Source organism: Olsenella sp. HMSC062G07 (assembly GCF_001811895.1).
In the GTDB taxonomy this organism is placed as follows: domain Bacteria; phylum Actinomycetota; class Coriobacteriia; order Coriobacteriales; family Atopobiaceae; genus Olsenella_F; species Olsenella_F massiliensis.
This window is the reverse complement of sequence record NZ_KV806947.1, coordinates 24,863-45,651: the sequence shown is the minus strand read 5'-3', so window position 1 is coordinate 45,651 and position 20,789 is coordinate 24,863. Positions and strand designations below refer to the sequence as shown.

Below are 20,789 nucleotides of genomic sequence, written 5' to 3'. Positions count from 1 at the left end.
GAATGAGGGTGTCTATGCTCCCGTCGCTGAGTTAGTGCCCGTGGCGCTCATGTAGGCGCTGTTGTACGCATGAGCATCTTCGTCAATGAGTGCTGCCGCATCTTCGCCAGATGGCGCCACCATGTTGACGCGTACCGTTGCCGTGTCATACGAGGCGAGCACGAAAGGTGACCCATCGGTAGCAGTGCTTGCATCCACCGCAATGGCGGTCACCCGAGAAAGGTCATCGGGAGGGATAAGCGACCAAACCGAGGTATTGGCGAGGTCGGAGTCGGCATTCTTTGTCACTTCTCCGCTTGATCCGGTCGCGCCATCGTTGGCAAGGTCGATGTCTGGCTTTGAGGAGTAATAGACCTTGGCGTCGACGCCCTTTGCCCTCAGCTGGGAGACATCCACCGAGACGAGGGCTCCTCGCCAGCGCTTTCCATTTACGTCGGGCTTGTCCTCTGTGGGGACGTAGTTTTCAAGCTCGTCGTAGATGACCATGTTACTGGTGGATGAGTTCTCCCCCGAGACCATGGCGAGGCGATACGAGTAGGGGCCGCCCGCCCAGGCGTTCTTTGCGTTCGCGTTTGGTTGGTCAGCAGTTCCTACTCCCGTTCCCCAAGAGCCCTCGTTATTGACATCAACCTGCTTTGACAGGGAGAACGTGTAGTAATTGAGCTTCTGAATGCTCGTGCTGGCTCCTGCGTACACCACGTTCTGCGCCGAACTCGCAGGGTCGAGATCAGTCATGGCAGAGCGCTCAGCTTCGTCGACAAATGTTGTCGCCGCATCAGTAACGGTGTTCTTGCCATCGGGGCTGTCGGGCTCTCCTTGGTACCCCTCACGTTGAGCGAGCTCCGATGATCCGCCCTCGAAGGCGATGACATTGTGCAGGTCGGTGCCCCAGTCGCTGCTGTCATTGAAGGAGTAGGTGGCATCAAAGCGAATCTGAGGGACGTCCTCGTACATATACGTGTAGGAGTTGCCCGGCAGATAAGCTTGGGCGGTGGGAACGAGGGACACCCCTACCACGAGAAGAGTGCGTCCGGTACCCTTGTAGTTGTCGATCGTTCGCACGCTTTTCACGCCGTCGGCAGAGCTTACCTCACTTCCCCGGACTTCGCGGCGAGTGACGTCGATGGTCGAGAGGTTGGGTACGACCCCCTTTGGAAGCAGGTCATACCAGACCCCCGAGGTCTGCGAGCTGATGTCTCCATTGGCGACGGCAGACTCATATGCGTCCTTGTCCGCGATGTCGCTCTGAAGCTCGACCTTTGCGGAGTAGTGGAGCGTGACGTTGCTGTCCTCGTAATTCACATCGCTATTGGGGTCGGTCATGGCGTCCTTTGAGGGCACCGCGGCAATCTTCACATCATAACCGCGAAGTTCGTCTGCACCGGCATCCTCCTGCTGGAAGAGAATCTCGTCTCCCTGCGTCGCTGTGGCGGACTGGGTGTTGCGCAGGAATGCTGCGGGAGACGTGCTGTCTGCAATCTGGTCTTGGGCAAGCCGGCGAACTTCAGAAGTGGGGTGCAACTTCACCTTGGGATGGACTACAGCCTCGCGAATTCCTGCGATGTTGACATCGGCTCCATACCGCCACGAGGTGGTGCCAGCGGGGAGGCTCACCGTGACACCAGAACGGGGAGTAAACGACTGGGCAGACCCGTCAGCGTAGAAGACTGACCCAGTTTTCCACGAGACTGCTGCTACGTCTTTCCACGCTCCTCCAACTTGAGCCTGGACGACAAAGTCGGGGGAGTGCGTTAGGTCGGCATCGTCAGTGTATCCAATGCCATAGCTACCACCATGAATTTGCCTCCCACCCTCGTCGTAAACCGCCCGTCCATCGACAGTAACAGCCTTGCTGGCATCCAGAAGAGTTGCGTCATACTCCACGGCAGCGAGCAGTTTGGGCGCATCGAGCCCGAGCGCCGTAAACTCATAGTCAACTCCCGGGGAAAGTGTGCCCGAGCCATATTTCGTATCAGCAAAGTCGAGCTTTCCGTCTTCTATCTGCATGTGGACCGACTTTGAAGATTCGAAGTCGGATACCTTAGTTCCCTCGGTACCCTCCGTCTGAAGATACGGGAGGACGTAGCCAATCATGCTCGACTTGTACGAGATGTCGGATACGTCCTTACCTGCGGAGAGGCTGTTGAGGGCAGTTGGATAGGAGTCTCCGAGAGACCAGTCGGGCTGCTTGTTTCCAAACTCGCCCACTTTGTCGGCATCAAAGCGCCCACCAGGATGCTTTACTGTCGGCTTCGAATAGTAGAAGTTGCATGTCGCTGTCGCTTGCTGGACAGATGATGCGTACGTGCCGTCAGCGTTGGGGTCGGTTTGCGTGAGCGTCCATTCGACACTGTTGGTGAGGGTATAGTGCTTTTCTGCCTCGAACTGAGAGAACGGGTATGCGATTGTGACGTAGTGATAGTTGCTATTGCCATCCGGACGATACGAGTCTTGTAGGTCGATACCATCACCGTTCTCTATGGGTGTTCCCCCAAACGAGTCTGTCGGCGTGTCCTTCCATGTGAGCGTGTAGTACGTGCATCCGGAGTGGTAGGCATAGGTGTAGTAGGTGACCAGTAGGAACTTCTTTTCGTCGGGATACTTTTCCTTGACCTCGTCGGGAATCCTCGAGAGGTCATCCGTGCTCTCATAGCTTTGGTAAATCTTTGAGGCTCGGCCCAGAACCTCTTGGGTGTTCACCTGGGCTGTGAGGCCCCCGGCAGTAGCATGAAGCCCGGAACCAGCATTTGTCGTCACAAAGAGTGTTGAGTTGATGGTGCCAAACGTCTTACTGTCCACAACCTCCGAGGGGGTGACATCCGTGATACCAAACTCGATTTCCACGCTTGAGGCGGCGCTCATCGTTCCCGTGTTGGTGATCGTGTAGGTGTCAGTGCCGGAGTCATAGCTCCAGTTGAAGTTCGTCTTCGTGCTGGGCGCCTCTGCCAAAGGAAGCGAGAGGCTTCCATAGGGTTTGTCGCTACGGTCAGTAAAGATGTGGCCGGGAAGGGTGAAGGAGATATCCCCGGGTTGGTAGTCATGCTCACCCGAGAGCGAGAAACTCACCTTTCCCCTGAGGTTAATCGATGCGTTGCTATAAGGGGCGAATACAAGATTCTCGGAAATCTTATCATCATTGTTATGCGAGTCGGGTGTTACCCACTTAACCTCAAACGAGTTGATGGTCGTGCCATCAGCGGAGGTGACGTCCCCACCGATGGCTCCCGATGCCGCTGATGCGAGGGTCGAGAAGAATCGCTGCACGGGAGCGGCGGCCGGGGTGTCGTTCGTCGTGACCTCCGCCTTGAGGTCGTCCCCGGCGCCCTGGTCGATGTCCTTGACGTCAGCGCCAGCGTTCGCTGTGCCCTCGCGCAGGGCCTCGCGGGCGGTGGGGCTCGAGGCAATCACGTCCTCTGAGAGCGTCGCTGCGTTCGTTGCGGCATCGGAGGGTGTGGCAGCCTCCTCTTCCTGCTTGGAAGAGTCAGTCTGCGTGTCTGCTTCCCCGCCCTCGGAGGTCGTCGCCGCGGAAGCCTCGGCGGAGCTTTGGTCTTCCGCGCTTGTGGCAGGCTCGGCCTCCGACTTCGCCGCACCAGTGTCTTGGGCAGATGCTGCAGTCTCGGCAACCTTCTCCCAGACAGCATGGAGCGTGGCGACGCCCGAGCCCTCAGGCGCCCCCTCCTGAGGATCGACGAACTTGTCGGGCACCACGGTCGTCTCCGTCGTGCCGTCCTTGTCCTCGTCATAGCTGAAGACGAGCCCGCTTACCTTGGCGCCAGCGGGGATGATGGTCTGGGGGAGGCCGTCCGAGGCGGTCGTCTTGGTGTCGTAGGCCCAGCCCCTGAAGACATAACCGTCACGGACGAGCTCGCCGGTCGCAAAGACGTCCTTGACATTGCTCACGTCAGCTGCGATCCCCGTGTCCAGGAGCGTCGCCTCGTCGTCGCCCGAGATCGTGACGTCATCGATCTTTGTGGGATCTGTCGCCCCCACGCTGTCGGCGAGCTTGCCACCCGCGAGGTCGAACTTCCAGGTATGGACGGGCGTCTCGTCCTGAGCCGCAGCAGAGTTCTCCGTATCCGCAGAGTCGGCAGCGGTGTCCGTGGACGGAGCAGCTTCCCCTGCGGCCACCTCGGTCGAAATAGCCACTTCGGTAGCGGCCGCAGGTCGTGCCAGCGCATACGTCGTGGGCCACTGGATCATGGCAAGCGACAGGACCACCGCAAGAATCTGCCGAGACAGCAGGACTGCTCCGCGCCGGGCGGCTCTCTGGACAAGGCGACCACGTATAGTCATGATTCTCTCCGCGTTTATGACGTGAATCTGTGTTGCCAGTACCAATAAGAAAGCTTACTTCAGGCTGAACTCATAAGAAGGGTTTTTCAATACCCAGTCTGCCAACCTGCACCTCTTTTTTCGCCAGACGCGAAGAAAGTGCCTCGTTAGGTTCAAACAGGAGGAAATCGAGAGCCTCACAGTCCACCTTCACGGTCCACCGTCGCTGGGGTACCCTAGCCACGTGCGCCGCACGATGCAGCGCCAGCTCACAAGCAAAGGAGAACCACGTGCCTCTCGATAGCGTCACTGCAACTGCAGATACTCCCGTCAAGACCCTCGTCTCCTGGAACGTCAACGGACTTCGCGCCGTCATCAAGAAGGACCCCAGCTTTGCCGAGGTGTTCTCGTCCTGTGATGCCGACGTCTTCGCCATTCAGGAGACCAAGCTCCAGGAGGGCCAGGTGGACCTCGACATTCCCGGCTACCACCAGACGTGGAACTACGCCGAGCGCAAGGGCTACTCAGGCACGGCCGTCTTCAGCAAGGAGGAGCCCCTCCAGGTCATCCGCAAGATTGGGTCTCCGGTGGCAGACGACGAGGGTAGGGTGTGCGCCCTGGAGTTCGCCAGCTACTGGTTCGTCAACGTCTACACCCCCAACTCAAAGAACGGCCTCGCCCGCCTGGACGAGCGCATGGTGTGGGACGAGCGCTATCGGGACTTCTTGGTGGGGCTCGCCCAGCAGAAGCCCGTGGTCACCTGCGGGGACTTTAACGTCGCCCATGAGGAGATCGACCTGAAAAACCCCGACACCAACCATCAGAACGCCGGCTTCTCGGACGAGGAGCGCGGTAGCTTTGGCAGGCTCCTGGACGCCGGCTTCACGGACAGCTTCCGCATGCTCTACCCCGACCGCACGGACGCCTACAGCTGGTGGAGCTACCGCATGCGCGCCCGCGAGCGCAACGTGGGCTGGCGCATCGACTACTTCTTGGTGAGCGACGACGCGGCGGGGCGCATCGAGGGCGCCTCCATCCTGGACGACGTCTTTGGCAGCGACCACTGCCCCGTGTCGCTGCGCATCAGGCTGTGAGGCGAGCTCGATGACGCGAGCCTCCCGACACCGGAGGTTCCCGCGCGCCAGGAGATTCCCGCGCGCCAGGAGGCGTCAGGGAACATCAGGAGTCGTCGGCAAGCGTCAGGCCGGACCCAGGCGTTGGCAGGCGTCAGGCGGAGCTTTCGGGCAGGGCGCGGCGTAGGGCTCCCAGGAAGCTGGCGGCGTCCGTCGTCGCCAGGAGCTCCTGGGGAAAGCCCACGTCCTCCAAGAGGGCGCGCGTCTTGTCCAGCCGCCCTATGCGGGGGCTTATGTGGGCGTCCGTGCCCGTCGAGAGCAGACAGCCCAGTTCGGCCGCACGCTGGGCAATCGCCCGGCAGCGCGGCGTCGCCTCCGGGCGCTGCCGAAAGGTGCTCTCGTTTATCTCGACCATCTTGCCCAGGTCGCGGGCGGCCGTGAGCACGGCGTCGAGGTCAAAGTCAAGGCCCGACCTGCCCACGTGCCCCAGGATGAGGACCTTGGGGTCCTCCAGGGCCCTGACGTACATGGCCGTGACCTGGGCGGGCGTGGCTCCCTCCGCAAAGTCGTCATCGTGGACGGAGGCAATCGCGTAGTCGCACGCGTCAAAGACGCGCTCCTTGAGCGTGACGGCCCGCCGCAGGCGCTTGCCGTCGATGCGTCGCGCCACGGGCACGTCCCAGCCAAAGAGGCGCCCCTCAAGGTCCACGATGTCCGCCTCGCAGCCACGCAGGACGCGCACGCCGTGCCACTCCTTGGGCCAGCAGGCATAGTTGAGGTAGTGCTGATAGTCCCTGGAGACGACGTCTCCCAGGTCGTCGGGGCGAACGTCGGCGCCAAAGAGCGTCGAGGTCATGGGCGAAAAATGATCTGTCGACCCCAGCAGCTCGATACCTCGCTCTGACGCGGCGCGCACGTTCTCCTCGATGGTGCCGTAGGCATGGCGAGAGAAGACCGTGTGGGTGTGGACGTCGCAGGCGATGCGCAGCTCCTGGCCCTCTCCCGGGCCGGCCGTGGCTTGTGCGGCCCGCCTCTGGGAGGCTGCCCTGGTCGGATGCCCGCCGCCGGCAGGCCCGCGCCTGAGGGCGCCAAGCCCGAAGCTTGCCCGCTGCGTCAGGACGAAGCCCTCGCAGGCAGGATCCCCCGGCTTGACCTGCCCCCTGCGCCCCTGCGGCCCAAAGCAGGCAAGGCGCGTCCGAAGAAGCCCCGTCCTTCTCTGCATGAACAGGCAGTCTGCGCAGGTGGGCTTACTATCCATGACGTCGCCCGTAACGCTGGGCCAGCCGCTCCCAGGCGGGAATCGAGTTGACGATTGTCTCGTGGCTCACGCAGTAGCCCACCCGCACCCATCCGGGACAGCCGAAGCTGTCGGACGGCACGGGCAGAAGCTCGAGCTCCCGCGCCTGCCGGAAGAACGCCTTGGCGTCAGGCTCCAGGGCCTTGACCCACAGGTAGAAGGCGCCCTGCGGCTCGACATACGTGTAACCGGCTTGAGACAGGCCCTCCGTGAGGGCGGCGCGGTTCCTGGCGTAGGCGGCCACGTCGCTGGGGACGTCCACGCAGTCCGCCACCACGCGCTGGAACAGCGCCGGGGCGCACACAAATCCCAGCTTGCGGCCCGACCCCGCCACCGCGGGCACCAGCTCGTCGTGCTCGGGATTGGTCTTGGGGATCAAGACCCAGCCGATGCGCTCGCCTGCCAGGCTCAGGCTCTTTGAGTACGAGTAGCAGACGACCGTGCGCCCATATGCGTCGGGCACCCAGGGCACCTCGGCGCCATAGCTGATCTCGCGGTAGGGCTCGTCTGCGATCAGGTGGATCTGGCCGCCAAGCTCCCTGCCACGCTCATCCAGCACGCGACCGAGACGCTCCAGGTCCTCGCGGGGATAGATCGTGCCGACGGGGTTGTTGGGCGAGTTGATGAGCACCGCCCGCGTATGCTCGGTGACGGCGTGCGCCACGGCGTCGACGTCCAGCTGGAACGTGCGCTCGTCGGCCCTGACCTCCACGCAGCGGGCACCGGCGGCCTCTATCCACACGCGGTACTCCGGAAAGTACGGGGCGATGACGATGACCTCGTCACCCGGGCTCACGAGGGCGTTGAGGACTATGGCGATCGACGCGGCCGCCCCGCAGGTCAGATAGACGTCGCCAGCGTCATAGCTTGTCATGAAGCGCCGGTTGAGCGACGCGGCGACCGCCTTGCGGACCTCCGGGAGACCGGCGGCGGGCGTGTAGCCGTGGAGCGCCGTGGCATCCAGCGCCAATGACCGCTCGATGGACGCGCGGACCTCGGACGGCGCGGGCACCGAGGGATTGCCCAGCGAGAAGTCAAACACGTTCTGGGGGCCTATCTGCGCCTTGCGCGCCGCGGCATAGGCGGCGATCTCGCGGATGGACGACGTGGCGACTCCCAGCTCGTAGCTCTGGCTATTCATGGGCATCCCGCCCATCTCCCTTCGCCGTGGCAGGGACGTCAGACGTCGCCTGCCCCTCATCCTGTTCCTTGCCCTGCCCCTCATCCTGACCCTGAGACGTCGCGGACGGCTCGTCCGCCTTGAACCCCATCATGCGCTGGGCGTACGCCTGAGCCGACGCCTCGAGCGCCGCCTCCTCGACGAGGTCGCCCGGCGAGGTCGCGCCGGCCGGGGCGTCAGCCTCTGCGCGCGCCTCGGGGTGCTGACGCACGTACTCGTCCCAGTCGTCATTGAGGAGCGCGTCGACGACGTCGCCATCGACGGTCTCGCGGGCGAGCAGGACCTGCGCCATGGTGTGCATCTGGTCGCGACGCGCCTCGAGCACGGTGCGGGCGCGGTCATGCGCCTCGCGCATGATGCGCTCCACCTCGTCGTCAATGCGCTTTGCCGTCTCAGCGGCATAGTCGTTATGGTTGGCGTAGTCGCGGCCCAGGAACACCTCGTGCTGCGCCTCGCCGAACACCTGGGTGCCCAGCTCCTCGCTCATGCCGTAGCGAGTGACCATCTCGCGGGCGAGCTTGGTGGCGCGCTCCAAGTCGTTGCTGGCCCCCGTGGTGATGTCGTCGCAGAAGAGCTCCTCTGCGGTCCGTCCTCCCAGCAGGACGGCTATCTGGTCGAGCATGCCGTCACGGGTCTCGAGGAAGTGGTCCTCCTCGGGCAGCTGCAACGTGTAGCCCAGGGCGCGACCGCGGCTGATGATCGAGATCTTGTGCACGGGGTCGCTGTTCTCGAGGATATGACCAACCAGGGCGTGGCCGCTCTCGTGAAAGGCGATGACGCGGCGCTCCTCCTCGGTCATCACGCGGCCCTTCTTCTCGGGCCCGGCGATGACGCGCTCCATGGCCTCCTCGACCTCCGCCATGGAGATCTTGTCCCGGCGGCGGCGGGCGGCGAGAAGCGCGGCCTCGTTCATGAGGTTGGCAAGCTCGGCGCCTGTGAATCCCGGGGTCAGCTTGGCGATGCGGTCCAGCTTGACCGTCGCGTCAAGCGGCTTGGTCTTGGCGTGGACCGTGAGTATCTTCTGCCGCCCCTTGACGTCGGGCCGATCCACGGTGATCTGCCGGTCAAAGCGCCCGGGACGCAGCAGCGCGGGGTCAAGGATGTCGGGACGGTTGGTGGCCGCGATGAGGATGACCGCCGAATTCTCGTCAAAGCCGTCCATCTCGACCAGCAGCTGGTTAAGCGTCTGCTCGCGCTCGTCGTGACCGCCGCCGAGACCGGCGCCCCTCTGCCGCCCGACGGCATCGATCTCGTCGATGAAGATGATGGACGGGGATGACTCCTTGGCCTGCTTGAAGAGGTCGCGCACGCGGCTGGCGCCCACGCCCACGAACATCTCCACGAAGTCGGAGCCCGATATCGAGAAGAACGGGACGCTCGCCTCGCCGGCGACCGCCTTGGCAAGCAGGGTCTTGCCGGTGCCCGGCGGACCCACGAGCAGCACGCCACGCGGGATCTTTGCGCCCATCCTCTGGTAGCGCTCGGGGTCCATGAGGAAGTCACGCACCTCCTTGAGCTCCTCGACGGCCTCGTCCACACCCGCGACGTCGTCAAACTTGACCTTGGGACGGGTCTGCTCGTTGGTGCGCGCCTTATTGGCACGGCCAAAGTTCATGGCCCTGCCGTTCTGCGCCTGGGTCTGGCGCATGAAATATATGAACGCTCCCAGGATGAGCAGCGTCGGCACGAGCGACTCGACGACCATCTTCAAGAGCCCGTCCGGGACCACGATCTTGAAGGTGGTTTCGGGGTGTTCCGCCATGAGCTCCTGAAGGCTGTCGCTTCCCACATACGTGCTCGTAAAGCCAGACAGCTTGCTCTTGTCGCCCTTGTCGTCGGCACTCTTCCAGTAGCTGCCGCTCAGGCTGGCGTCGTCCGTCTTGTACGTGACGTCGCTCACGCGCCCGTCCTTGACCGCGACGACGAAGTCGTTGGTGGCAAGGTCGTCTGCGGTGGCGGAGGGGTCCATGAGCATCCGACCCGCAGGCCACACCAAGTAGAGGGAGAGGGCGATGCCCAGGATGATGCCCCAGAGAGGGAGCTTCCTTCCCCCCGGGCCGCCAAGGCCCGGGCCGGAAGGACCGCCGCCGGACCCCGGACGAGGAGGGCCGGAGGGTCCGTCTGCGTTGCGGCTGCGGCCGTCCGGCTGGAACTTGCTGTCGCGCTTCGTATCTGACACCGACGGTGCTCCTTGCTGTCGTGCGCCCCCCGCAGGACGGGGCGGATTCGGGGCGGAATCTTAGGCGTACGCCTCGGGCTTGAGGACGCCAACGTAGGGAAGGTTGCGGTACCTCTCGGCAAAGTCGAGGCCGTAGCCCACGATGAACTCGTTGGGAACGTGCGTGCCCACATAGCGCGGCTCGATGGCGGGGGTCTTGCCCTCGATGTCCTTCACCGCGAAGGTGGCGACCTCGACCGAGGCGGGATGGCGGGCCCTGAGAAGGTCTATGAGGTAGCTCAGCGTGAGGCCGGAGTCAAGGATGTCCTCCGCGATGATCACGTGACGCCCCTCGATCTTGGTGTCCAGGTCCTTGACGATGCGCACCACGCCCGAGCTCTTGATGCCGTCACCGTAGCTGCTCACGGCCATGAAGTCCACCGCGCAGGGCACCGTGACGGAGCGGATGAGGTCGGCCGTGAAGACGAAGGCGCCCCGCAGCACGGCCACGATCAGCGGGTTCTTGCCCGCGTAGTCACGCGATATCTCGTCTCCCAGGCGCTCGACGATGCGCTCGATGTCGTCCTCGCTCAAAAGGAGCTTCTGCACGTCGGGATGCAGGCTCTCCATGTCATGATCCCCCTTCATGAGACGCCGGGCGGCAAGGGACCTACCCTTGCCGGACAATGCTTAATACTAGCAGCAGTTTTGTGTCTGACGTGCAGCGGAAGCGCTCGTCGGCGCGAATGCCCGCCACCCACACTATCTCCCTGTTGGGCGCGACGCGCACGATGGGCACGCCGGCGCGGTCCGCCGCAGGTATGTGCGCCTCGTTGAGCAGGTCCGAGAGCTTCTTTGACTGACCGTGCATGCCCAGCGGGCAGAGGACGTCCCCGGGCGCCGCGGCGTCCACCCACAGGCGCGAGTCCTGACGCTGGCTGAGACCGCAGGCGTCGGCGTCGAGCAGCACCGACATGCCTTGCCATTCCATCCCGTGCGCCCGTGCGACCGCGACGGGGTCGCGCGCGTCCGTAAGCGGGAGCAAACGCGCCCTCAGGACCCTGCCGTCGGCGAGCGTCCGCGCGCCCGGCACCCTCAGCCACAGGGGCTCGCCCTGCCGCGAGGCTCCCGGGGCCCTCAGGAACAGCATCCCGTACTCGACGCGCGCGTCGCAGCCCATGGGCGTTGAGAGCGAGCCATGACCTGCGGCGACAAGGGACAGCACCGCGTCAACGTGACGCGCCTCGAGTCGCGCGTCACAGGAGGCCCGCAGCATGGCCGCGCGCACCGCGCGTCGCGCCACGGCCAGGTCCAGGGCGGCAAGCTTGCGGGCGTCCAGGGCGACGACGCCGCCCTCGTCCCTTCTCGTCAGGCTCCGCAGGGCGCGGGCCGCCACGCCGGACAGATAGGCATCCTCCTCCGAGAGGATGTCGCAGGTGGTTGAGAGGCTCGACACCACGCGTGGGTTGCGCTCGCGCATCAAAGGGAGCAGGCGGTGCCTCACGAACGAGCGCAGGTAGCGCGTGTCGGCATTGCTGGCGTCCTCGCGCCAGGTGGCGCCGCGCATGCGCAGAAAGTCGCAGAGCTCCTGATGCGTGCGATCGAGCAGGGGGCGGACGACGCGGTTGCGACGTCGGGGGATGGACGAGAGGCCCGCCGCCCCCGCCCCCCTCACCGCATTCATGAGGAAGGTCTCCGCCCTGTCGTCGGCCGTGTGGGCGGTCAGGATTCGCGCCGCCGACCGGGGCGTGCCAAACGTCGCGGAAAGCTCGTTGGCAAGCTCGTTGGCGGCGGCATAGCGCAGCTTCCTCCCGACGTTCTCCACGTTGGACCCGGCGTATGAGGCGCTCCGGGCCAGGGAGCTGACGTCCGCGCGCCGCACCGTGCAGGGAATACCGCAGGATGCCGCAAGCCTCCGGACGAACGCCTCGTCCTCGTCGGCGTCGGCGCCGCGCAGGCCATGATTCACGTGAAGCACGTGCAGGCGTTCGCGAGCGACGCGCACGCACCCCCTGCCGTCGTCAATGTCCAGGCTTGAGCCGACGGCCAACAGCAGTAGCGCCGTCGAGTCGGCGCCTCCCGAGACCATGAGCACCACAGGGGCGCGGGTCTCCTCGTCGCCTTTGGGGGAGGGCCGGTCAAAGCGGCGCTCGCCCGAGGCGAACCTGCGCATGACGCTGGTCATGGGCGACTGCCCCTCGTGCCATAGAGCTTGACGAGCTCAAGGGCCATCTTGGCGGCCAGGTCCATGCCCTCCACGGTGATGTGCTCGTAGGGGCCGTGAAAGCCGTGTCCGCCCGTACCCAGGTTGGGACAGGGCAGCCCCCGGAACGACAGCTGGCTGCCGTCGGTGCCGCCACGAATGGGCGAGACGTCCGGTCTGACGCCCGCCCGCTCTGCTGCCTCCTTGGCGACGTCGATCATGTACATGCGCTCGGCGATGACCGACTCCATGTTCTGATACTCGTCATCGATGTCAAGGCGTACGGTGCCCTCTCCCCAGCGCTCGTTCATGACGTCCGCGACGTGTCGCAGCGTCGCCTTGCGAGCTGCGAAGGAGGCCGCGTCGTGGTCGCGCACGATGTACTCGACCTTGGCCGTCGCCTCGTCGCCCTCGATGGACAGCAGGTGATAGAAGCCCTCGTAGCCGCTCGTGTGGCGCGGCGTCTCGAACGCGGGGAGGCTCGCGTTGATGTGGCAGGCGAGGATCGCGGCATTGACCATGACGTCCTTGGCGGCGCCGGGGTGCACGCTCACGCCCGTGACCACGAACTCTGCACGACAGGCGTTGAAGTTCTGGTACTGAATCTGGCCCTCGACGTCGCCGTCGAGCGTGTAGGCCACGTCGGCGTCAAAGGCGGCGAGGTCAAAGTGGGAGGCACCCGTGCCCGTCTCCTCGTCCGGCGTGAAGGCCACGCGCAGCGGGCCGTGGGTGACCCCCTCGTCGCGCAGGGTCTCGAGCACGGTCATGATCTCGGCGATGCCCGCCTTGTCGTCCGCGCCCAGAATCGTGGTGCCATCCGTGGTGATGAGGGTGCGCCCCGCCAGCGTGGGCAGGTGGGGAAAATCCTTGACGGTCAGGGTGCGGCCGCTAGCGCCTAAAACGAGGTCGCCGCCATCATAACCCTCGTGCAGCACGGGCACGATGTCGTGGTCGCAGAACTGCGACACCGTGTCCATGTGCGCGATGAGCCCCAGCTTGGGACTGTCCTCAAGACCGGGCGTGGCGGGGATCTTGGCGTACACGAAGCACTCGTCGCTCAGCGTCACGTCCCGCACCCCCAGCTCGCCGAGCTCCTCGACCAGGAGCTTGGCAAGATCAAACTGGCAGGCGGTGGTGGGAGTCGTGTCCCTGTCCGCGTCGCTCGGCGTGCGCACGACCGCATACCTCAGAAGACGCTCATAGGCTCTCATGTTAACTTCCCTTCGTGAAGGCGTCCCGCGACGACGAGGCGCAGGGCAGGCGCGCGCCTGCGCGCGGTTTTTGTCCGTGGTCTAGAGTAGACCAGTTATCAGATTTGCGCTGGGACGCACGTCCCGCGCAAGACGAGGGGAACACCGTGACGCCCACGCTTCATCTCAGCGTCCTTGCCAGCGGGTCCAAGGGCAACGCCGCCGTCGTCGAGGGGCCGCGGGGGTCGCTGCTCATCGACTGCGGGCTGTCGTGGCGCGAGCTCACGCGGCGCGCCGAGAGCGCGGGCGTCGAGCTGCGCAAGGTGACGGCAGCCATCCTCACCCACGAGCACGGCGACCACTGTTCGGGCCTGGGCGTGGTCCGCCGCAACCTGTCCTGCGAGCTCATCACCACCGCCGGCACCGCGGCGGCGAGCCGACGCCTGCTTGACGTGCCCTTCTCACTGGTGAGGCATGACGAGGCCTTTGAGGTCTGCGGCATGCGCGTGGAGCTCTTTCCCACCTCCCACGACGTGTCCGACCCCGTTGGCCTGAGGCTCTCGGTGGCAAACGAGGGGGACGAGCCCCAAGACGCCCTGGGCTGGTGCACGGACACCGGCTTTTTGACGGCGGAGGCGCTCGGCGCCCTGCGCGGTTGTCGCATCCTGGGCATCGAGGCCAACCATGACACGTCGATGCTGGCGCACGGACCGTATCCCTCCTTCCTCAAGAGCCGGGTGGGAGGCGAGACGGGCCACCTTTCCAACGCGCAGTGCGCGGCTGCCCTTCCCCAGCTCGTCGGCGAGGGCACCGAGACGGTCGTGGCGCTTCACCTGTCCCAGAAGAACAACACGCCCGGCGCCTGCATTCGCGAGCTTTCCGAGGCGCTGGGGGCGCAGCCGCTTGGTCCGCAGGAGGTCTCGGCAGGCTCCCTGGCCGAGGCACGCGGCCGGGATGGAAGCCTCACCATCTGCGTTGCCGGCCAGGACGAGCCGCTGGTGGTGTGGTAGGGAGCGTCGCTGCACGCCATCGGCACACACGGCTGGCGCCGCCGCCTGACGCGACGCCAGAGCGGCGGGGACGGCGGTTCGGCAGGCGAGGCACAAAGCGACGTCTTGACACGGCAAGGCGCCCGGCCGCATCAGTGCGGTCGGGCGCCTTGGGCGCATGTTGTCGCTCGCCGTCCGGTAAGGTCGCACGGCAGCCGGCAGTGACCCGGCTAGTCGATGGTGACCTTGGTGACGTTGGCCTTCTCCTCCTGCTTGGGAATGTTGACGTTCAGCACGCCGTTCTCAAACTTGGCCGTCAGGCCGGTCGTCGCGGCGTCCTTGAGGTACACGCCCCTGCTGGCGCGCCACTCCGTCGTCTCCTTGTGCAGGTAGTTCTTGCCCTTTTCCTCCTCGGTCTCCTTCTTTTCGACCGAGATCGACAGGCGACCCTCGTTGAGCTCGACGTCAATCTCCTCGCGCTTGACGCCCGGCAGCTCGGCGCTCACAACGTAGGCGTCGCCCGCGTCCTCGACGTTCATCTTGAAGCTGTCGTCGGTCGAAAGCGCTGCGAGCGGCGTCGAGAAGAACGAGTCAAACGGATCGAACGCCCTGCGCAAAGCCCTGTCGTAGCGATCGTACGGAATCAATCCAGACATGATGACCATCCTTTCTGCCTATGCGGCGTTCTTTAGACGAACGCCTTGTCGCACATGTCTATTGTTCCCCCATACGATAAATTTATACGTTGGTGCAAAGGTTTTATCACTATTAGTTACTCATGAAATCTAAGTCACTGTATATAAGATATTGCGTGGGACGAGACGAACCGTGACGCTTCCTGAAGATGCGCACAGGGCCACGGGGCGGGACGCGCAAGGACGATGGCTTGTCCGTGATTCTCATGGGCTCGCCGGCATCCGGGGCTATGTCGCCCGACGCGACTGCTCTATGATAGGTGCAGATGACAGGCGCGCCTGCTAGGTGCGCCCGCGACCCAGGCGTGGCGCGCGGCGGGGGGAGGCCCGCCGCGACTCCGGAGGTGCTCATGGACGAGGACAGGTACGACGACATCGACCCCAAGACGGGTGCCGGGGCGTCATGCGCGCCAGACCAGCCCAGGTGCCGTCATTCCCCCGTGAGGCCCGCCTCCAAGACCGACGCGCGGGCGGAGGCTTTCGGCCACGTCGCTGACGCGGGGGACGCTGCCGAACCGCACCTTGATGACGCGGCGCGCCAGGGTGCGTCCCCGCGCGACGCGCGGCCTTCCCACGACCGCGTGGGCAGACCGTCCAGGGTCCAGCCCGGCTTCGTGCGCCAGCGCGCGGCGCGCCTGACGCAGGATGCCATCGACGACCTTGCCGAGGATGGCGCCTCGGCAGGCCAGTACGCGCACGATTCCAACGTGGCCGTTCGCGGCGGCATGCGCGCCGGCGCCTTCACGGGCGGCGCCTACCGCAGGACGCGTAGCGGCATGGGCCAGGTCAGGGGCAGCCGCTATGGCCAGTATCTTGAGATACCCAAGGGCAGGCGCTCCATCTTCGTCTCGCAGGAGCAGGCGCGTCGGCGCAAGTCGATCAAGTCGTTTGTCGCCCTCATCGTGTTTCTGGCGCTCGCCGCCCTCGTCATCGGGGCGCTCGTGCGCTCGATCATGTAGGCAATCTGCCTGCGGACCCCTCCTGACGCGCGGGGCTAGCGCGACGCGGCGGCCGGGCGTCCTTCGCAATGCCCGGCGGCGCCAGCGCATTTTTCACGCCCAGGGATCTCGCTCAAACAGAGGCTCCTCACGCGGCGGGCGGTCCGAGAAGGGATCGTAGCCGTCATCGTCCTCCCCCTCCGGGCGCAGGAACGGGGAACCGTCCTCCTTGGGACGCGCCCCGCCGTCATGCCCCGGCCCCGTTGGCCCACGAGGTGCCGGCGCATCGCGCCTGACGACCTTTTCCGTCGCGACGGCGCGACGGTCCCGGGAGTCTGCGCCCGGAGCGCTTCCTGTCAGTCCCATGGGCGCACCCCCTCCATCGTGGCTCCTCATGTGACTCAGGTGGCGCACGCGTCACTGTAGGCGACGAAGGAGCAGACGCTGCCACCAAACGGCCTCAGGTTGACGCCCTCGTAGAGCGACGTGCGAGCCGCCGTCACCGTGGCGCGCGTTCCTCCCTGCTCGTTTGCGATGAGCACCGTCCAGCACGTGTCGCCCATTGTGCCATAGGCGCAGACAAACGACGCGGGCTCCGCCTGAGGGCCCTCGGGCCTCGCGACCGTGTCCTGGTTGACGGTCTGAAGGCGTCCCGTGAGGCCGCAAAGGTCCATGACGGCCGAGACGGCCGCCTCAGAGAGGTCGGACGCGCCCTTGGGCAGCTCAGAGGAGGGCAGGTCAAGGCGGATTCCGTCAAACGGCGTTCCCTGACTCAGCAGGTCGCCGGCGGCCTTGCCTCGTCCCACGGCAAAGGTGTGCGAGTAGGGACGGCTGCCCAGCACGAGCGTGCCCTTGCCGTCGGACTCAAAGAGCGCCTGGAGCGTCCCGTCGCCGGCAACGTAGTTGCTCTTGAGCGAAAAGCCCTGGTCAGAGAGATATCCCGACAGGATGCGCGGGTTATACGCAAAGTACTCCGTCAGGTGGTGGTAGTCGGTGGGCGAGTGAGCCGAGACGACCAGCGCGACGGTCGTGCCCGCGGCGAGCGCGGAGCCGGGGGCGGGGTCGCAGGACAGGACGGTCCCCTGATCCTTGTCGGCCGACGTGACATAGCGAACCTGCGGCGACAGGCCGACGGACTCAAGCTGCAAGCGGGCCTCCCGCTCGGTCTTGCCGACGACGTACGGAACGGTGAGCGCCTGCGCCACCGTCAGAGTGACGGCGTCGGTGGACCTGAAGCTTGCGCCCGCCGCGGGCTCCGTCGAGATGACGGTTCCGGGAGGCGCGTCCGAAGCCCGGTAGCTCAGGCGAACGTCCTGCGCCCCCAGGTCGCAAAGCGCACGGCGCGCCTCGTCCTGCGGCACCCCCTGGACGTCGGGCATGATGCGGGCGACACCCACGCGCAGAAGGACCTCGCTGCCCGCGGCGAGGCGAGTGCCGGCCGATGGGTCGGTGCCGACGGCCTTTCCTACGCCGTCATCCACCGGCACGTCCTCCTCGCGCACCGCGAAGCCCTTTGCCGCAAGCGCCGCCACGGCGGCGTCGTGGTTTTTGAACGCCACGTCGGGAACGGTCCTGCCGCCCCAGAGCTCGAGCCCGTAGGTTGCCAGGACGACGGCGCCGCAGAGAAAGGTGCTCGCGAGCAGGACGGCAAGGACCGTGCGGGCCGTGCCCCACCGCTCCGTGACCCCCCTGCGACCGGGAGGCCCTGACCGCTCTCGTGGCACTGGAACCTCCCTTACCCAACCGCCGAGCCGGGCCGTCGCCCGCACGTTGCGTCGTCGCCTGCACGCGTCCCGAGAACGCGGGACGCGGTCGCTCACAGCGTAGCATGACATGACCGGACGGCCGGCGGCGAGCGCGCGACGGCGAGCGTGACGGGCGGCCGGGACCGATGCCCCGACCGCCCGACTTCTGCAGGCGACCTTCTGGTTCGGGCGCGCCCGCCCCGGAGGGAAAGGTCCTATTCGATGCTGTCCGCCTCGACGGGCTGGTCATCGAGGTCGTCGTCGGTAGCGGCGCCAGCGGCGCCTCCCTCGACGTCCACCCGCGTGGCCACCAGCCCGCCCGTGCCCACGTCAACCCGGACGGTGTCCCCCTCGTGGAGCTTGCCGTCGATGATGAGCCCGGCCACGTTGTCCACCACCTGGCGCTGGATGAGGCGCTTGAGCGGACGCGCCCCGTACACCGGGTCAAGACCGTCAAAGGCCAGGGACTGGGCGGCCAGGTCGGACAACTCGAGCGTGATGCGCTCCTTGGCAAGGCGGCTGCGCACGTCCTTGAGCTGTATGTCAACGATGCGCTCGATGTCCTCGAGGCCCAGCGCGTGAAACACGACGACGTCGTCGATGCGGTTGAGGAACTCGGGCTTGAAGGTCTGACGCAGCGCGTCATTGACCTGACGCTGCACCTGGTCCGGGTCGCTCGCGGCGTTTACGCCGGCGATGAACTGGGAGCCCACGTTGCTGGTCATGATGATGATCGTGTTCTTGAAGCTCACGACCCTCCCCTGGCCGTCCGTGAGGCGCCCGTCGTCCAGCACCTGCAACAGCACGTTGAAGACGTCGGGATGCGCCTTCTCCATCTCGTCCAGGAGGATGACGGAGTACGGCCTGCGACGCACGGCCTCGGTGAGCTGGCCGCCTTCGTCGTAGCCGACGTATCCGGGAGGCGCGCCGATGAGGCGCTGCACGGAGAACTTCTCCATGTACTCGGACATGTCAATGCGCACGAGCGCCTTCTCGTCGTCAAACAGGCACTCCGCGAGAGCCTTGGCGAGCTCGGTCTTGCCGACGCCCGTGGGTCCCAGGAAGAAGAAGCTGCCGATGGGGCGATTGGGGTCCGACAGCCCCGCGCGGCTGCGCCGCACCGCGGCCGCCACGGCGGCGACGGCCTCGTTCTGGCCGATGACGCGCCTGTGCAGATGCTCCTCGAGGCTCTTGAGCTTCTCCATCTCGCCCTGCATCATCTTTGACACGGGCACGCCCGTCCAGGCCGAGACGACCTCGGCGATCTCCTCGGAGGTGACCTCCTCCTTGAGGATGGCCCCCTCGTCGTGCTTGGCTGCCAGGACACGCTCCGCCTCGTCGTACTGGCGCTGCAGCGCGGGAATCGTGGCATAGCGCAGCTCGGAGGCACGAGCCAGGTTGCCGTCGCGTATGGCGCGGTCGACCTCGCCCTTGGCCCCCTCGATCTGCCCCTTGAGGTCCTGGACGCGATCGACGGCCTGCTTCTCGTTCTGCCAGCTCGCCTTCATGCCGTCGAGCTGCTCGCGCGTGACGGCGATGTCCTTGCGCAGGTCGTCAAGCCGCTCGCGAGAGGCGGCGTCCTCCTCCTTGAGGAGGGCCTGCTCCTCGATCTGCATCTGGGTGAGCTGACGGTCCACGGCGTCAATCTCGGCGGGCATGGAGTCAAGCTCCATGCGCAGGCGCGAGGCGGCCTCGTCCACGAGGTCGATGGCCTTGTCGGGCAAGAAGCGCTCGCTGATGTAGCGGTTGGAGAGGTCCGCGGCGCTCACCAGCGCTGCGTCCGTGATGCGCACGCGATGATGCTGCTCGTAACGCTCCTTGAGGCCGCGCAGGATGGATACGGTATCCTCCACCGTGGGCTCGCTCACCAGGACGGTCTGGAAGCGGCGGGCCAGGGCCTGGTCCTTCTCGATGTACTTGCGGTACTCGTCAAGGGTGGTGGCGCCGATGGCATGCAGCTCGCCGCGAGCTAGGGCCGGCTTGAGGATGTTGCCCGCGTCCATGGACCCCTCCGTGGCGCCGGCGCCCACGATGGTGTGCAGCTCGTCGATGAAGAGGATGATGCGACCGTTGGCCTTCTCGACCTCCTTGAGGACCGACTTGAGGCGGTCCTCAAACTCGCCTCGATACTTGGCGCCCGCGACGAGCGCCGACATGTCGAGCTCCACGAGGTCCTTGTCCTTGATGGTCGAGGGCACGTCGCCCGCGACGATGCGCTCCGCGAGGCCTTCGACGATGGCGGTCTTGCCCACGCCCGGCTCGCCGATGAGCACGGGGTTGTTCTTGGTGCGGCGGCTGAGGACCTGGATGGTGCGGCGGATCTCCTCCACGCGCCCGATGACCGGGTCGAGCTTGCCCTGCCGAGCGAGGTCCGTGACGTTTCTGCCGTACTGCTCCAGGGCCTCGAACTGCGTCTTGGTATCCTGCGCGGTGACGCGCTCGTCACCCCTGAGGTCGCTGAACGCCCCCTGGACGCGCTTGCCGGTGACGCCGGCGGCCTTGAGCGCCGCGCCCGCCTCGCCCCGCTCGTCGGCGAGGGCGCACAGCAGGTGCTCGCTCGTGACGTAGCTGTCGCCGAGCTTGCTCGCCAGGCGCTCCGCCTCGTCTCCCACGGCGGCCAGCTCCTGCGAGATGCTCATCTGGCTCATGTCGCCCGTGACGCGCGGCGCCTTGGCGATGACGTCGTCCGCTTGTGCCTCGACCTGGGCGGGGTCCGCCCCCGCGCGTTCGATCACGGCGCGCAGGTTCCGCTCGCCCGACGACAGCAGCGCCTTGAGCAGGTGTATGGGCTTTACCTGCCCTGCCTCGGCGTCCGCCGCGACGCTGAGCGACGCCTGCAGCGCCTCTTGGGCCGTGACCGCCCACTTGTCAAACCTCATAAGTCCTCAACCTCCCGTAGCTGCCTGGAAGCGCGTCCTTGACGCATGTCGTGGTCCAGGCCCCACTGTCCCTTTCAGAACTTAGTTTTCCCAGATCGAAGGAGGATATTCAAAATCTAAGTGTGTTTATAGTAGATAATATGACTTGTCCCATACAAGAAAACAGCGGC

The 20,789-nt window shown here is 65.5% G+C and carries 13 protein-coding genes; 3 read left to right on the top strand and 10 right to left on the bottom strand.

The annotated features are described in order from the left end of the window. Positions 1-12 precede the first annotated feature (12 nt). Positions 13-4,293, bottom strand: coding sequence for a hypothetical protein (locus HMPREF2826_RS03080; RefSeq protein WP_070639109.1), 4,281 nt, complete (start codon positions 4,291-4,293; stop codon positions 13-15). Between the two features lie 269 nt (positions 4,294-4,562). Here HMPREF2826_RS03080 and HMPREF2826_RS03075 point away from each other — a divergent pair, with 269 nt between their 5' ends. Beyond that, positions 4,563-5,366 (top strand): exodeoxyribonuclease III, encoded by an 804-nt coding sequence (locus HMPREF2826_RS03075; protein ID WP_070639107.1) that lies wholly within the window; start codon positions 4,563-4,565, stop codon positions 5,364-5,366. A 133-nt stretch (positions 5,367-5,499) separates the two neighbouring features. Here the strand turns inward: HMPREF2826_RS03075 and HMPREF2826_RS03070 are convergent, their stop codons facing one another. The 6 genes from HMPREF2826_RS03070 to pepT are packed head-to-tail and all read right to left on the bottom strand — an operon-like array spanning position 5,500 to position 13,394. Beyond that, complete coding sequence (locus tag HMPREF2826_RS03070; protein WP_246824673.1) at positions 5,500-6,603, bottom strand: phosphatase; 1,104 nt, start codon at positions 6,601-6,603, stop codon at positions 5,500-5,502. Continuing rightward, positions 6,596-7,789, bottom strand: coding sequence for a pyridoxal phosphate-dependent aminotransferase (locus HMPREF2826_RS03065; protein WP_083307217.1), 1,194 nt, complete (start codon positions 7,787-7,789; stop codon positions 6,596-6,598). The genes HMPREF2826_RS03070 and HMPREF2826_RS03065 overlap by 8 nt, the downstream gene beginning before the upstream one ends. Next, a complete protein-coding gene (gene ftsH, locus HMPREF2826_RS03060) occupies positions 7,776-10,001 on the bottom strand; it encodes an ATP-dependent zinc metalloprotease FtsH (protein WP_246824672.1) in 2,226 nt (741 codons plus the stop codon). Before ftsH ends, HMPREF2826_RS03065 begins: the two co-directional genes overlap by 14 nt. Before the next feature lie 60 nt (positions 10,002-10,061). Continuing rightward, on the bottom strand, positions 10,062-10,610 hold the full coding sequence (hpt, locus tag HMPREF2826_RS03055; protein WP_070639105.1) for a hypoxanthine phosphoribosyltransferase: 549 nt from the start codon (positions 10,608-10,610) through the stop codon (positions 10,062-10,064). 40 nt (positions 10,611-10,650) lie between these two features. Next, positions 10,651-12,165 (bottom strand): tRNA lysidine(34) synthetase TilS, encoded by a 1,515-nt coding sequence (gene tilS, locus HMPREF2826_RS03050; protein ID WP_210388957.1) that lies wholly within the window; start codon positions 12,163-12,165, stop codon positions 10,651-10,653. Continuing rightward, complete coding sequence (pepT, locus tag HMPREF2826_RS03045) at positions 12,162-13,394, bottom strand: peptidase T (protein ID WP_070639103.1); 1,233 nt, start codon at positions 13,392-13,394, stop codon at positions 12,162-12,164. Before pepT ends, tilS begins: the two co-directional genes overlap by 4 nt. Positions 13,395-13,540: 146 nt before the next feature. Between pepT and HMPREF2826_RS03040 the strand changes: the two genes are divergently transcribed. Beyond that, complete coding sequence (locus tag HMPREF2826_RS03040) at positions 13,541-14,383, top strand: MBL fold metallo-hydrolase (protein ID WP_070639101.1); 843 nt, start codon at positions 13,541-13,543, stop codon at positions 14,381-14,383. 209 nt (positions 14,384-14,592) lie between these two features. On the opposite strand, the gene HMPREF2826_RS03035 is transcribed toward HMPREF2826_RS03040, so the two are convergent. After that, positions 14,593-15,018: an Hsp20/alpha crystallin family protein gene (locus tag HMPREF2826_RS03035; protein WP_070639151.1), complete on the bottom strand. Its 426-nt coding sequence runs from the start codon at positions 15,016-15,018 to the stop codon at positions 14,593-14,595. Between the two features lie 389 nt (positions 15,019-15,407). Here HMPREF2826_RS03035 and HMPREF2826_RS03030 point away from each other — a divergent pair, with 389 nt between their 5' ends. After that, positions 15,408-16,016, top strand: coding sequence for a hypothetical protein (locus HMPREF2826_RS03030; RefSeq protein WP_070639099.1), 609 nt, complete (start codon positions 15,408-15,410; stop codon positions 16,014-16,016). Between the two features lie 380 nt (positions 16,017-16,396). On the opposite strand, the gene HMPREF2826_RS03025 is transcribed toward HMPREF2826_RS03030, so the two are convergent. Together HMPREF2826_RS03025 and clpB are read right to left on the bottom strand one after the other, a co-directional pair. Continuing rightward, positions 16,397-17,719 (bottom strand): PASTA domain-containing protein, encoded by a 1,323-nt coding sequence (locus HMPREF2826_RS03025; RefSeq protein ID WP_070639097.1) that lies wholly within the window; start codon positions 17,717-17,719, stop codon positions 16,397-16,399. 236 nt (positions 17,720-17,955) lie between these two features. Continuing rightward, the gene (gene clpB, locus HMPREF2826_RS03020) at positions 17,956-20,619 is read right to left on the bottom strand and encodes an ATP-dependent chaperone ClpB (RefSeq protein ID WP_083307214.1); all 2,664 of its coding nucleotides are present in this window, start codon (positions 20,617-20,619) and stop codon (positions 17,956-17,958) included. Between the last annotated feature and the right edge of the window lie 170 nt (positions 20,620-20,789).

Coding starts and splice junctions, on each gene's coding strand:
- HMPREF2826_RS03080 (WP_070639109.1), bottom strand. CDS start 4,293: ATGACTATACGTGGTCGCCTTGTCCAGAGAGCCGCCCGGCGCGGAGCA.
- HMPREF2826_RS03070 (WP_246824673.1), bottom strand. CDS start 6,603: ATGGATAGTAAGCCCACCTGCGCAGACTGCCTGTTCATGCAGAGAAGG.
- HMPREF2826_RS03065 (WP_083307217.1), bottom strand. CDS start 7,789: ATGCCCATGAATAGCCAGAGCTACGAGCTGGGAGTCGCCACGTCGTCC.
- hpt (WP_070639105.1), bottom strand. CDS start 10,610: ATGGAGAGCCTGCATCCCGACGTGCAGAAGCTCCTTTTGAGCGAGGAC.
- tilS (WP_210388957.1), bottom strand. CDS start 12,165: ATGACCAGCGTCATGCGCAGGTTCGCCTCGGGCGAGCGCCGCTTTGAC.
- pepT (WP_070639103.1), bottom strand. CDS start 13,394: ATGAGAGCCTATGAGCGTCTTCTGAGGTATGCGGTCGTGCGCACGCCG.
- HMPREF2826_RS03035 (WP_070639151.1), bottom strand. CDS start 15,018: ATGTCTGGATTGATTCCGTACGATCGCTACGACAGGGCTTTGCGCAGG.
- HMPREF2826_RS03030 (WP_070639099.1), top strand. CDS start 15,408: ATGGACGAGGACAGGTACGACGACATCGACCCCAAGACGGGTGCCGGG.
- clpB (WP_083307214.1), bottom strand. CDS start 20,619: ATGAGGTTTGACAAGTGGGCGGTCACGGCCCAAGAGGCGCTGCAGGCG.